Raw genomic sequence first — 13,103 nt, 5'->3', positions numbered from 1 at the left:
ATGAGTATGGGCTCATCCCCTTCGACACCACTGTTGGTGGTGTCGCATCACTAACATCATGTGGCGGTATACGCGCACACCACATAGGCACGCCTTAGGCGGTGTCTCAGATGGTGGCCTTGGTCAGTCGGCGGTAGCAGATGAGGATGGCGCCGAGGTCGGCGAAGGCCTGGAAATGCTCGGCTTTGCGGTCGTAGCGGCGGACGAGTCTGCGGTTGTTCATCAGCCAGGACAGGCACGCCTCGACGATCCAGCGATGCCGTCCGAGGCGTTGCGAGGACTCGATGCCCTTGCGGGCGATCCGCACGGCGATGCCGCGGCGGCGGACCTCGGCACGGATGGCTTTGTGGTCGTAGGCCTTGTCGGCGTGCAGCTTGCCCGGCCTGCGGCGGGGCCGGCCGCGGCGGGATCTGGTCGGGGCGACGGAGTCCAGCAGCGGGAACAGCAACTGCGCGTCGGGAGTGTTCGCGGCGGAGATGAGGACGCTGAGCGGGATCCCGCGCCGGTCGCACAGCACGTGGATCTTCGAGCCTGGTTTGCCGCGATCGACCGGGTTTGGCCCGGTCAGATCCCCCTTTTCAGCGCCCGGACGCTGATCGAGTCCGCGACTGCCCTCGACCAGTCGATCTCACCGGCGACGTTCAGCCGGTCCAGCAGCCGCTGGTGCAGCAGTTCCCACAGCCCGAAGCGGGTCCACTCGGTGAACCTGCGGTGCACCGTGGCCCGGGAGACGCCGAAGAACGCCGCCGGCAGCTTCGGCCACGAACAGCCCGCCTGGACCATGTACAGCAGCGCGGCCAGCACCGCCCGGTCATCAGCCCGCCGTTTCCCGCCACCCTGCGGCCGCGGCGGCGGCACCGGGATCAGCGGCTGCGCCACACTCCACAACTCGTCCGGCGCCCAGGTCCGGATCATGTCATCCACCACATCGGCCACGAATAGGAGATCATGCCCCAGGCGGCGGCCTCACCAACTGAGACACTCCCTTAGCCTCGATCCACCGACGATCTTGATGTCGGTGGATTGCGGTTGCTGTGCATTGAAGTCTGCGGATGTGTTGTTCGGTGGGTGTGGCTGTGCCGCCGGGCGCTCCGGCGTGCTCCGTGGTGGCGGTTGGGCCCGGGTGGGCGGGTGGTCAGGGTTCAGGTGTGGCGGGTGGTGGGTGGATGTGGTGGAAGAGGGTTTGCCACGCCTGTTGCCAGGGCCATCGGCTGGGCAGGTGCAGTGTGAGGCGTCGGGCTCGGCGGGCGAGGCGGGCGGGGATGGTGATCAGGTGCCGGCGGATGGTGGCGGTCCGGGCGGTGCTGTAGCGGGGGCCGGTGAGACTACCGGCGGCGCGCAGGAGGTTGTGGGTCATCGCGGTGAGGGTGAGCCAGGCGGCGTTGGCGGCGAACCGGCCGGACGGTAGGTGGGCGAGTGGTCCGTCGATGAGGTCGGCGAAGACCTGTTCGACGACGGCGTGCCCGCGGTGGGTGAGGTCGGCGTCCACGGTGGACTCGTCGGTGTCGGTGAGGAACGCGTGATGCCGCCAGAGCGGGAACAGTTCCTCCTGGCCGGGTGGCGCGGGGTTGCGTTCCTTGACGCGGCGTACGACGAGCCGGGCGGTGACCTTGTGGCTGCTGGTCTCGAACGCGGTGTATCCGGTTTCGGCGACCTGCGCGTCGGAGATCCAGTCGCCGGTGTCCGGGTCCTGGACAGCGCCGGGGTAGCGGACCGGGGTCCAGGCGGTCTCGTCGATGCCGGCGATCGCCGCGCGGATCTTCGGGTTGGTTTGCAGGGTCACCGAGTAGTTCACGCCGGCCTTGCGGCAGGCCGACACCACGGCGCCGGAACCGAACGCGGAGTCGGCGCGGACCAGGACCGGGCCGGTCGCGCCGCACGCCCTGGCGGTGCGGATCGCCTGCGTGATGAGCGACGCCGCGCCACGGCTGGAGCCTGCGCTGCCGCCGCGCAGCCGGGTCGCGGCGATCACCGGCGCCGACCGCGGGGTGCTGATCGTGGCGACCAGCGGTGACAGGCCACGCAGCCTGACGTTGTACCCGCCGACTTTCGCGTGCCCGAACGACGCGCCCTGCTTGCCGTGGCCGTAAACCCTGCGCAGCAACGAATCCACGTCCACGTACGTCTGCGTCGCCGCGCCCGGCAGCAACGGCGTCGCCGCCGCGAGCGCGGTCAGCAGATCCCGGCCGGCGGCCTCCAACTGCAGGGCATGACCCCAGGTGAAGAACCGCAGGAACGACCCCAACGTCGACGGCGCGTACACCCCGGCGAACAGCCTGCCCATCCCACCGTGCCGCAACACGTCCAGGTCATCGATGCTGTCCGCGCCGGCGCACATCCCAGCCACGACCGCAGCGGCCTTCCCGCCCGGGTTCGACCCGGTCGACATGTCCGGGCTGACCCGACCCCCGACCAGCCCGGCCAGATCGACCCGCTCGGCCAACCCCATCACCGGGACCAGCCCGGCACACGACACCAGATTCGCCTCATCGAACACCGCGCCCACCGCACGGCCAACATGCAACAATCGCACCTACGAGATGCCCTCTCGAGCAGGATGACGGAAGCCTAGAGAACTCCCATCATCCCAGCTCAGAGGGCATTTCCCATACCCGCCACACCATCACATCTCGATGCCCATCGGTGGATCGAGGCTAAGCCTCGATCCGTGGATCGGATTGCTCTGCCGTGACCAGAACCGGTGTGGAGATGTGACGAGAGTGCCCTGTCGGCTGGGAGGATCGGGTTTGTCTAGGACCCTGACCAGACCAGCTTGGAAGGACACTCTCGGTGCAAGCTTCTCATGCCTGGCGCGCAGACAGCGAGGTGTTCGACGAGGGCAATCTCGTGTCGCACGCGGGCCTCGTCCCGCTGCTGGAACTGGCCGAGCAGACGGGGTTACCGCAACTGCTGGACGAGCACGTGCGGTTCGCCTGCGAGCGGGTCACGTCCGGGGCGGCCAACGCAACACCGAAACTCACGTCGATCATCGCCGGGATGGCTGCCGGCGCGGACAGCATCGACGACCTCGACGTCATCCGCGCCGGTGGGACGAGCAAACTGTTCAGCGGCGTCTACGCCGCCTCCACGTTGGGGATCCTGCTGCGGGAGTTCACCCACGGCCACACCCGGCAACTGTCAGCGGTACTGCACCGGCACCTCCTCGCCCTCGCCGCACGCACCCCGGTGCTGGCCGGGATCGACGAGCGCGTGTTCATCGACATCGACTCGTTACTGCGTCCGGTATACGGCCGCGCCAAGCACGGTGCGTCGTTCGGCCATACGAAGATCGCGGGTAAGACCGTGCTACGGCGGGGCCTGTCCCCGCTCGCCGTCACCATCAGCACCCGCAAAGCGGCGCCGGTGCTGGCCGGGGTCCGGTTACGGGCCGGACGCGCCGGCTCCGGCAAGGGCGCGGCGAGCATGGCCACCGAAGCCCTCAACACCGCGGTGGCGGCCGGCGCGGACCCGGCGAACATCCTGGTCCGCGGCGACTCCGCCTACTGCTCCGGCAAGGTCGTCACCGCGGTCGCCAAAGCAGGAGCGCAGTTCTCGTTCACGATCGCCCGCAACCGGGCCGTCGACGCCGCGATCGCCGCCATCAGCGACGAGCAGTACACACCGGTGCGCTACCCCGGCGCCATCATCGACCCCGACACCGGCGCGCTGATCTCCGACGCCCACGTCGCCGAGGTGCCCTACACCGCGTTCGCCGGCACCCGCCACGAGACCACCGGCTGGCTCGTCGTGCGCCGCGTGCTGGACGCCAACCCCCAGGACCCGCTGTTCCCGGTCTGGCGCTACCACCCGTTCTTCACCAACACCACAGAGCCGGTCACCGACGCCGACCTCACCCACCGCCAGCACGCCCTCTGCGAAACCGTCTGGTCCGACCTCATCGACGGCCCCTGGGCCCACCAACCCTCCGGGGTGTTCGGCGCCAACGCCGCCTGGACCATCCTCGCCGCGATCTGCCACAACCTGCTCCGCGCCGCCGGCACGCTCACCGGCACCACCCGCTACGCCACAGCCCGCGGCGCCACCCTGCGCACCCACCTGATCAACATCCCGGCCCGGCTGGCCCGTCCCCAACGCCGCCCGATCCTGCACCTGCCCGCGCACTGGCCCCGCACCCGAGCCTGGCGCAACCTCTGGAACGCCGTCTTCGCCACCTGAGACAGACCACCCCGCCGCGCGCACCACCACGCAACACCCCACCCCGCAACCAACCACACCAGGAACCGAGCACGCTGGATCGAGGCCAGCAACACAACCACGCCCTCAACCCAACAAGATCAATTCGACCCAACCCAACGACCAATGTCAGCACCGATCCACGGATCGAGGTTAAGGCCAAGGACCTCCGCGATGCGCTGAAGGCCGCAACCGCCAAGGTGCGGGCGGTCGACGCCACCCGCCCCAAGCCGTACGCAAGGCCCCTCGACCCGGAATTGCCCGAACACGCAGAAGCTGGCTCTGCACGAACGGCTGAGACGCTTGAAAGCAACACAATGGATCAGGACGAGGTCGCGCTGTAGCTCGCACGACACCAGACGACTGGCGAGCCGCATGTCAACGTCCGGTCCCGCCAACGCCGTGCGGGCGGACCTCCGGCACGGAGGCCGGATCGTGTCGACGGCGGCCGATCGTGCGCCATTGCGTGGCCGCAGACGTGCGTGCAGCATCGATCGCCCAATCGGCGAACGTTATCGGACTGGCAGGTCCTACTTGGGCGAAATCCGTCGTCCGGAGCCGTCCCCGCCGGGCCGGCCCCAGGACGGGAGGCCGAGGCTGTCGAGCACCTCGCGGCACTGCTGGTAGGGCAAATCGTCAGCCCAGGACGGTGGCCGACTTCGCCGGGCCTGCCGAGGGGTTCCGGGTGCCGCACGGCCGTCAACTGCTCCTCCTCCCACCGGCCGCAGGGCCGGCAGCGTCCCGCGCACGAAATTGGTGCGCACAACCTGACGCCGGTGCGCCATTCTTAGCCGATGGATGAGATCGAAAGCGGGCTGCGAGTGGCCGCGCGGGCGTTCCTCGCCGCAGCTTGGCCCCGGCTCCGGGAGCACCATGTAGTCCCGCCGCCGCTGCATCATCCATACATCAGAGTTGGTCGAGACTACACCGGTGACATCATCATGGGTCTGCGGGAACACGCTGTGCTGGAAGCAGCAGTTGCTGCAGCACACGAGAGATTCGCGCCAGCTGCTCCGGCCGGTCAGCGGCATTTTCCAGGCGGCTACATCTTCAGCTTCCTCGAGACGTTCGTTGCTCGCCTCTCACAGGCCGGTGAGGCGTTCACCGTCGATGGCGGATCCGCAACACAGTCCATCGACGACATGGTGTCGGCCGTTCGAGCTGAATCGTTCGAGATTGCATGTTGCCGCGCCGTCTCCTACATGACGACCGTCGACCGTCAGCCTGTCGATTTTGCCGGCGTGCGTGTTGAACCGACTGCGTCCGGGCCCAACCGCGTCCAGCGAGGCCTCTACACGATTATCTCGGACGTCATCCCGTATGCGTCCAGTGCGTACAGCCGAGTCACCCCGGGCGGCTTCGGATCCCCGCAATGCGTCATCGTCGCCCGCGACGCCGGACCACGACCGTTCGACCTACATGAGCCGCTGTCGAACCGCATCGAACGCTTTCTCCTACTCGTACGGCTACTCAAGCCCGGCACCAGCGAGTCGATGTTCGAGGTACAGGGCGGAACCCACTCAGTGCGCGAATTCAGCCCGACATTGGTCCAATTCCGCGGCGCGGGCCCCTCACTCATGTCGCCCACCCAGCTCGCGACCCGGGTCATCACGCTCGACCAGAAGGATTCGCCCCGCGTCGACGGCCTCGAACGGCTTCTCGCCAGTGCGCAGCGGGAACAGCCTGGAATGCTCTTCACTTCGTTCGGCATGGCCATGCACAAATTCCTCCTCTCGTTCCACGCACATGCGTGGCACGAGCAGATCGTCGACCTCGCCACCGCGTTCGAGGCCACTATGTCGGGCACCGCGAAGGACGACGTCACGCTGCGCCTGAGGATGCGCGCCGCCACGCTCCTCGCGACGGAGCGCGACCCAACCGGAAAGATCTTCGCTGACGTTGGGCTGATCTACGGAATCCGCTCAATGCTCGTACACGGAGGTGCAATCAAGACAAAGGATCTCCTCAAGATTGTCCGGAAGGTCTCAACCGTCCCCGGCGATGCGCGCGACGGCGAAGCAACCGCCTACCTTGTAGAGCGGCTGCGAGATCTCGTTCGACGCAGTCTGCTCGCCAGGATCTGCCTCGCTGCCGGCAGTGCCCCGCTGTGGACGCTGGACAACGACGCCGGCGTTGACACCGTCATGGTCGACGACACCCTCCGGACGGCGTGGCGGGAACACTGGCGTTCGACACTCGCTGCCATCGATGCTGAAGCTGCTGGGGACCGCCCGCTGTATTTCCCCGGCCGTCCAAGTGTTTTGGACCACGACGACGACCGGGCGCCGCTGGTCACCTTCACCCAAGCGGCGGCTCGTGAGCGAACACAGCATCCTTGACGGCCTGACGTACGTGGGCGCTGGAGTCGCTCGCCAGCAATGCTTCGAGCTGCATCCGAATCGCGTCCGCATCACCACCGAGCCCTCTCAGGCCGGTTGCCAGCTGAAGCCGGACCTCAGTGTCCCCATCCCTCGGACAGGAGGCCACACGACGACTGCCGCGGCACGCTAGCCTGAGTGCAGCCACAGTCACCGCACGAGATCCGCGCACTCTCCGCCCTGCGGAGCGGAGGTAATAGTACAAAGTGACCGACCCGACCGAGCCGGACGCTAGTGGGCTGTTGCCCGTCGCGCGGTACGCCCAGTTCCTGGATGAGCAACACGACCTTGCCGACGACGACTGCGGCGATCGCCTGGCCACCCTGGTGGCCGAGGTGTTCGCGAACGCCGGCGCTGCCGGTCGCCGAGTGCCGTCGATCCTCGGCCTTGCCGCCGCCTGCTTGATGCGGATCGATGGTGTCCAGTACCTGCTCGAGACCTGGGGCCGAGACCCGGTAGAGGCTGGCCAAGTCGACGAGCTGACCCGGGCCGCAGCGACGCGGCCAACCGTCGTGCCGGTCCTGCTGTCGATGGCCGGCTACGCGCCCGGCGTCGTGGAGAAGCTGCAGGCCGCCGGCCATACCGGCGTCGTGCTGCTCGACGGGCAGCATGTCGAGGCGATGCTGGGTGAGCTCATCGGCCCGATCGAACTCCTGGCCGAGGTTGCCGAACGGGCGCAGTTCCACAACCAGCCACACACCGGCGTGACGGAGCTGCTGACGTCCGGCACGCTTCCAGAACCGCCGGTGTTCGTGACACCGGATCGGCTGCCGCCACCCTGGCCACTGCTGGACGATGCAGCGCCGGGAGCCCTGGTCCAGCATCTCCTCAGCGGCGTTGCCCCGTGGCCAGACGCATGGGGATATACCGCCGCGGACCGCGACCGCGGTCTGATCACCGTCCCAGACGGCATCCTCGACCTGGACCTCAAACGGGGCTCCACCAACTGGCTTGTCCCGGTGCGCGGATGCCGCGGCAACCCGCTCCTCGCCGCGGACGGCGCAATCCTTACGGTGTGCGGCGGCGCCGTGATCCGCTGGAAAGACGAGATGTTGACCCTGGTCGGAGGCGGATTCGCTGACGCGCTGGCGTTGCTGCCCGGGCCCGGTGGCGAGCCGTGGATGCTGTCAGGGTCCGGCGCCGCGGGCACTCTGACGCTGACCCGGCTCGGCGACACGCTCGGTGCACAGCACCCGCACCGCGTCGAGTTCGGGGCCGTCGTCCACACCGCAGGATGGCTCGACGGGCTCCGCTTCTTCCTCGCCGCCAGCGGACACTCCGCAGTCGTCGACCTCGCCCGCAGCACCCTCGTGCGGCGCGAGGACTGGATCGAGACACCGCACCATCATCCAGGGCATATCGTCGTCACGAACCCGCATACCGTGATCACCGCCTCGCCGTCAGGCCGCGGGCTTGGCGCGACGCTGTACCGCACCGACACCACCACCCGAGCCAGCGAACTCGTCGCTGACATCCCCACCAACCGCGTCAACGGGCTGACCACCGACACCGATGGACGGCTCGTCCTCCTCGGCGACGTCCGCGGCAACGACTTGCTGACGCCACACCCTGTCCTCATCGCGGTACACCCGCCGCAGCTGAGCCCGCGACCCGTAGGCCCGGCGGCGGCACCGACACCACACGGCAGCACGACGCCAACCCCGCGACGACCGAGCTCGACCAGCGCCACCGTCATGTCAGCCCCGGACCCCGTGACGGTGCCAACCGAAGCGCCCGATCCCTACGCCCCGGTCCGACTCGCCGCCCGCGGCAACCGCGGCGACTACGCCCTCGACCATCGACCCATCAACCGAGGCGGTCAGGCAATCGTTTTCGGCGCCACCCACAAACCCACCGGGATCCGCGTCGCGCTCAAACGCCTGCAGTTCACGAACCGTGACGCCACCGCACGGATGCGCCGCGAGGTCGACGCCGCCCAACGCTTCGGCAGCCACCCCCACGTCATGCCGATCCTGGACTACGGCCCCGGCCACGACTGGTTCGTCATGCCGCTCGCCGACGACTCCGCCCAGACCGTCGCCCCTGAACTCGCCAACGAGGCAACGCTCCGTGACCTCGTCACCGCCATCTGCGAAGCACTCCGCGAACCGCACGCTCTCGGCTGGATCCACCGCGACCTCAAACCAGACAACATCCTCCGCATCAGCGGCCGATGGCTGGTCGCCGACTGGGGCCTCGGACGACGCCCCAGAGGCCAGACCACCGACCCGCAACGAACCCAGATCGGAGGCATGTTCGGCACCGAAGGCTTCGCCGCGCCAGAACTGTCTGTCAACGCCCACACCGTCCCCGCACAGACCGACATTTATGCCATCGGACAGATCATCGGCTGGGCCCTGACCGGCCGCTGGCCGCTCGCGAACGTTCCGCTCCTGCCGCCGAGCGGGCCGTGGCTAGCTCCCGCCGAAGCGGCAACGCGCTGGAACATCAAGGACAGACCCGCCACCGTCGACGAACTCCTCGCATTGATCCCGACAGACGCCGACATTCCCCTGACCACGACCATCGACGAGCAGTAGCCGGGAAAGTCACCAACTTCCGACATTCGCCAGTGGCGTCCGCTGACACCAGCCACATCCCGGCATCCCGGGCCCGTTCAGCCCGGACCCGATGGTGCACGTCCTTCCACGGGCGCGGACTCGCGACACAGCATGTGTTGCGCCGGGACGAGCAGCAGCCGCGCCCTGGACCGCTATCGCCGCGGAAGCTGGCCGAGAGACCCGGGAACGTGCTGCGGCTGCATCGACTCTCTTACCGATGAAGCCACCCTGCCGATTCACTCTTCCGGGGACTGCCGTCTATGCGGTTGAGGTCGTACGCTGAGCTGGCTACGCTACCGGCATGTGCACACGCTTCCGGCGTGTGTGCTGGCTTTTTGTGTCAAGATCCCCCCTTCGACACACATTCGTTGCACACATGCCACATCTGACGGGCGAGTGTTCGGGTGCCTTCCGACATTCGCCTGTAGCGTTCACGCGACGTCCGTCGGGTCCCCGCGAAGGCGGGTGGACCTCATGACGGGCTCCACGATCCCGGCGGTGATTCCGTCCTCGACGGCACCGCAGGCCCAGCGATCAACATCGTCCGGGACAGCGACGCGTGCTGCCCATGGCTCAACTCCAGGCCCGACGCACCCGCTCAACGGTGTACGGGTTCGCCGCCGTCGACAACCGGGGCAGGATCGCCGATGGTGCCCTGTTCCGCGCGCTGGGCTGGCTCTGCGGGTGCCGACTAATCATCCGGCCAGGTCACGGCCTTGATCGGCAATCTCTGGCACGACCGCCGACCGCCCCCGCTGGCTTCATGTGGACAGGGGTGGACGGCATAGGATCTGTCGTGCTGCTGCGCCTGGCCTACCTCGCCGCGACCAACGCCTTCGCCCTGCTGCGCTTGCTGCCGATGAGTGACCGGGACAAAGACATCGAGATCCTTGCCCTGCGGCATCAACTGCTCGTCCTGCAGCGCCAGGTCGGCAAGCCCACGTTCACGAACGCCGACCGCGCTGTCCTCGCCGGCCTGCTCCACCACCTCCCGGTGAAGAAGCTGCAGCAGCTCCTGCTGCTGGTCCGCCCGGACACGATCCTGCGCTGGCACCGCGACCTGCTCAAGCGGCGCCACGCTGCGACCTGTGTGCCGAAGCGACGCGGGCGCCCACCCACCGTCCGCTCGATCCGCACCCTGGTCCTGCGCCTGGCCAGTGAGAATGCCTCGTGGGGTTACCGCCGCATCCACGGCGAACTCGCCGCCCTGGGCATCAAGGTCGCCGCCTCCACCGTCTGGGAGATCCTCAAAGAACACGGCATCCCACCCGCTCCCGAACGACAGAGCACCACCTGGGCCGCCTTCCTGCGCAGCCAAGCAGAAGCGCTGCTCGCCTGCGATCTCTTCGAGACCCGCACCCTGACCGGAGCGCGCCTGTACGTCTTCGCCGTCATCGAGCACTCAACGAGGCGCATCCGGATCCTGGGCGCCACCGCACACCCCACCGCGGACTGGATCGTTCAGCTCGGACGCAACGTCGTGATGGACCTGGAAGAGGTGGGAAGCAGGGCCAGGTTCTTGATCCGTGACCGAGACTCAAAGTTCACGGCCGCCTTCGACGCCCTGCTGACCGACACCGGACTGACGGTCATCACTACCGGCATACGGATACCCCGAATGAACTCCATCATGGAACGCTGGATACTGAGCTGCCGCAAGGAGCTCCTGGACCGCACCTTGATCTGGAACCAGCGCCACCTCCTGCACGCGCTCCGCGAGTTCGAGACCTTCTACAACTGCCATCGCCCGCACCGAACCCTGGGCCAAGCCGCGCCGCTACGCCCATTACCCGAACCGATCAGCCTGCCAACGCAAATCAGGCACCTGGAAGTCCGCCGGCGAGACCGACTCGGCGGCGCCCTTCACGAGTACCAACGTGCCGCCTGACCAGGCCGAATGATTAATCGGCACCCGCAGTGCCCGTCGGGGGCGAACGCGGCCGCCCACGCCGTGGTGGACCAGTCCCGCCGAAGCCTGTCGTCGATGGGCGTCACAGCGCCGCCGGCCAGGTCGACCAGGACGTACTGCGCCGGCGGGCCGGCGGTCAGGTAGCCGTCGCCGGCCTGCAGCACCAAGACGGCGCCGTTGTCCGGCCGCCAGGCCACCACCTGCGCGCAGCAGCTCGTCGCGCTGCCGACGTAGTCGCGGCTGCGGCCGGTGCGCAGGTCGGTGACCAGCAGCCGCCACCCGGGCGGGTCGCCGGCCTCGACGGTCTCCGCGAGCAGGTTGCCGTCCGGCGACAGCTGCACGTCCTGCCCGGCGCGCCCGCCGTGGTCGGGGAAGCGCAGCGCGCGGTAGTCGCCGTTGCGGCCGAGCACGGCGAGCCTGCTGCTCTCACCCTCGAAGACGTCCTCGTCCAGTCCCAGGCCGTCGCCGCCGAACAGGACCGAGGCCGCGCCCGGCGGCGCCATCTCGACCGTCGCCTGCCAGAAGTATGGCAGCTCGACGCTGCGCGGGACGGCAGCGCCGCCGGGTTCGGCACCGGGACCGGGACAGCACGGCCACGACTGCACCGAGCAGCGCCACCGCGGCGACGGCGACGATCCGGCGCCGGTGCCGAACCCGGCCGCGGGTCACGTCGACGACGGCGACGGTGATGGCGTCCGCGATGGGCGGTTGCCGAGCTGTGTCGCGTAGGCCTCCACGTCCCAGGAGGTGACGGTGGCCTCCGCGTCGAAGATCACGGTGTAGGGGCCGCCTTCGTGGGGGTTGTCGTCGTGGCGGAAGGGCGGGAAGAAGTTGCTGTCGAGCAGCCACTTGCCGGTGCATTGCGGCACTTTGCCCCACTGGTTGAAGGCCTTCCCGCGCACGCTGAACGACAGCGTGCCGGTGCCGGAGCACCGCGCCCGGAAGCGGAAGTCCCATTCACCGGAGGGCATCGGCTGCTCCAGCATGATGCCCTCCAGGTGCAGGGAGTCGGTCATCGTCGAGTGCCACTCGCCGACCAGTTTCTCGTACGACGCGGGTGTCTGATCCGTTGTCGGCACCGGCACCGGCACGGGCGGCGGCTGCACGGGCTTGCCGCACGCCGTCAGCGCGACGAGCGAGACAAACGCGACCGACGCAAGAGTTCGCATGTTCCTCCGAACGTGCACAGCAGGAGATCCTAGGTGGACGGGTGGAGCGTCAGCTACCGCTGGAGATGTTGGCGATCTCGCGGTCGTTGAGGATGCCTTGGTACAGGTGGACGTCGTCGATCGCGCCTGTCGGGCTCGTAAATCCGGTTGGGGCTGTGACGTGCGATTTTGTGTGGAGTCTGCCCGGCGGTACTAGCGGCGACAATCGAGGTCATGACCGCTTCGCTGGTGTACCTGCTCCTACGCCAGATTCTGCAGATGCTCACCCAGCTCGCCCGCGACGGCGGCGCGAAAGGCGTCGAACTGCTCGTGTTGCGCCATCAGGTGGCGGTCCTGCGCCGACAGGTCCACCGCCCCGACCTGCAGCCCGAGGACCGGGCGGTGCTGGCCGCGCTGTCGCGACTACTGCCCCGACCGCAATGGTCGGCGTTCTTCGTCACCCCGGCCACGTTGTTGCGCTGGCACCGGGAGCTGATCGCACGGCACTGGACCTATCCGCACGCACGACCCGGCCGGCCACCCATCGACCGGGAACACCGCGACCTGGTCCTGCGTCTGGCCGCGGAGAACCCGACATGGGGCCACCGCCGAATACAGGGGAGAGCTGGCTCGCCTTGGCTACCGGATCGCGGCCAGCACGGTCTGGAAGATCCTGCACCGGGCCGGCGTCGACCCGGCACCCCGCCGGACCGGACCCACCTGGCCGCAGTTCCTCACCGCACAGGCCCACACGATCCTGGCCTGCGACTTCTTCACCGTCGACACCGTGCTCCTCAAACGCATCTACGTGCTGTTCTTCGTGCGCCGTGAGGCGCTTGTTGATCGTGTGGAGGTGAGAGACCTGCACCGCTGTCCTGTCGTAGCAGGGTGGTGAAGCTGAGGGCAGCCCGAG

The 13,103-nt window shown here is 68.2% G+C and carries 9 protein-coding genes; 5 read left to right on the top strand and 4 right to left on the bottom strand.

The window, feature by feature from the left end; translation table 11 throughout:
• Positions 1-106 precede the first annotated feature (106 nt).
• A protein-coding gene (locus tag AB0H83_RS29475) for an IS5 family transposase (RefSeq protein ID WP_360100130.1) occupies positions 107-915 on the bottom strand; the annotation gives its coding sequence in 2 pieces (ribosomal slippage) (positions 107-577 and positions 580-915; 807 coding nt in all).
• A gap of 220 nt (positions 916-1,135) precedes the next feature.
• Entirely contained in the window at positions 1,136-2,533 is a 1,398-nt protein-coding gene (locus tag AB0H83_RS29470; protein WP_360100127.1) for an IS1380 family transposase, read from the bottom strand.
• 257 nt (positions 2,534-2,790) lie between these two features.
• Here AB0H83_RS29470 and AB0H83_RS29465 point away from each other — a divergent pair, with 257 nt between their 5' ends.
• From AB0H83_RS29465 to AB0H83_RS29450, 4 genes are all read left to right on the top strand, one after another.
• The gene (locus tag AB0H83_RS29465) at positions 2,791-4,176 is read left to right on the top strand and encodes an IS1380 family transposase (RefSeq protein ID WP_360100124.1); all 1,386 of its coding nucleotides are present in this window, start codon (positions 2,791-2,793) and stop codon (positions 4,174-4,176) included.
• A gap of 812 nt (positions 4,177-4,988) precedes the next feature.
• Positions 4,989-6,533, top strand: coding sequence for a hypothetical protein (locus AB0H83_RS29460; RefSeq protein WP_360100121.1), 1,545 nt, complete (start codon positions 4,989-4,991; stop codon positions 6,531-6,533).
• 245 nt (positions 6,534-6,778) lie between these two features.
• Complete coding sequence (locus AB0H83_RS29455) at positions 6,779-9,112, top strand: protein kinase (RefSeq protein ID WP_360100118.1); 2,334 nt, start codon at positions 6,779-6,781, stop codon at positions 9,110-9,112.
• 817 nt (positions 9,113-9,929) lie between these two features.
• Positions 9,930-11,021: an integrase core domain-containing protein gene (locus AB0H83_RS29450; protein ID WP_360100115.1), complete on the top strand. Its 1,092-nt coding sequence runs from the start codon at positions 9,930-9,932 to the stop codon at positions 11,019-11,021.
• Here the strand turns inward: AB0H83_RS29450 and AB0H83_RS29445 are convergent.
• Both AB0H83_RS29445 and AB0H83_RS29440 read right to left on the bottom strand, forming a co-directional pair.
• On the bottom strand, positions 10,997-11,647 hold the full coding sequence (locus tag AB0H83_RS29445) for a hypothetical protein (protein WP_360100112.1): 651 nt from the start codon (positions 11,645-11,647) through the stop codon (positions 10,997-10,999). The genes AB0H83_RS29450 and AB0H83_RS29445 overlap by 25 nt on opposite strands.
• A 60-nt stretch (positions 11,648-11,707) precedes the next feature.
• Positions 11,708-12,211, bottom strand: coding sequence for a hypothetical protein (locus AB0H83_RS29440; RefSeq protein WP_360100109.1), 504 nt, complete (start codon positions 12,209-12,211; stop codon positions 11,708-11,710).
• Between the two features lie 213 nt (positions 12,212-12,424).
• Between AB0H83_RS29440 and AB0H83_RS29435 the strand changes: the two genes are divergently transcribed.
• Entirely contained in the window at positions 12,425-13,021 is a 597-nt protein-coding gene (locus AB0H83_RS29435) for a hypothetical protein (RefSeq protein WP_360100106.1), read from the top strand.
• Positions 13,022-13,103: the final 82 nt, after the last annotated feature.

This window comes from Dactylosporangium sp. NPDC050688, from assembly GCF_040654515.1.
Classification (GTDB): Bacteria; Actinomycetota; Actinomycetes; order Mycobacteriales; family Micromonosporaceae; genus Dactylosporangium.
Note: the sequence above shows the minus strand (reverse complement) of the source record. Positions and strands in the feature narration are given on the sequence as shown.

Bases quoted from the DNA above. Each gene is read 5' to 3' on its own strand.
- AB0H83_RS29460 (WP_360100121.1), top strand. From the start codon at position 4,989: ATGGATGAGATCGAAAGCGGGCTGCGAGTGGCCGCGCGGGCGTTCCTC.
- AB0H83_RS29440 (WP_360100109.1), bottom strand. From the start codon at position 12,211: ATGCGAACTCTTGCGTCGGTCGCGTTTGTCTCGCTCGTCGCGCTGACG.
- AB0H83_RS29435 (WP_360100106.1), top strand. From the start codon at position 12,425: ATGACCGCTTCGCTGGTGTACCTGCTCCTACGCCAGATTCTGCAGATG.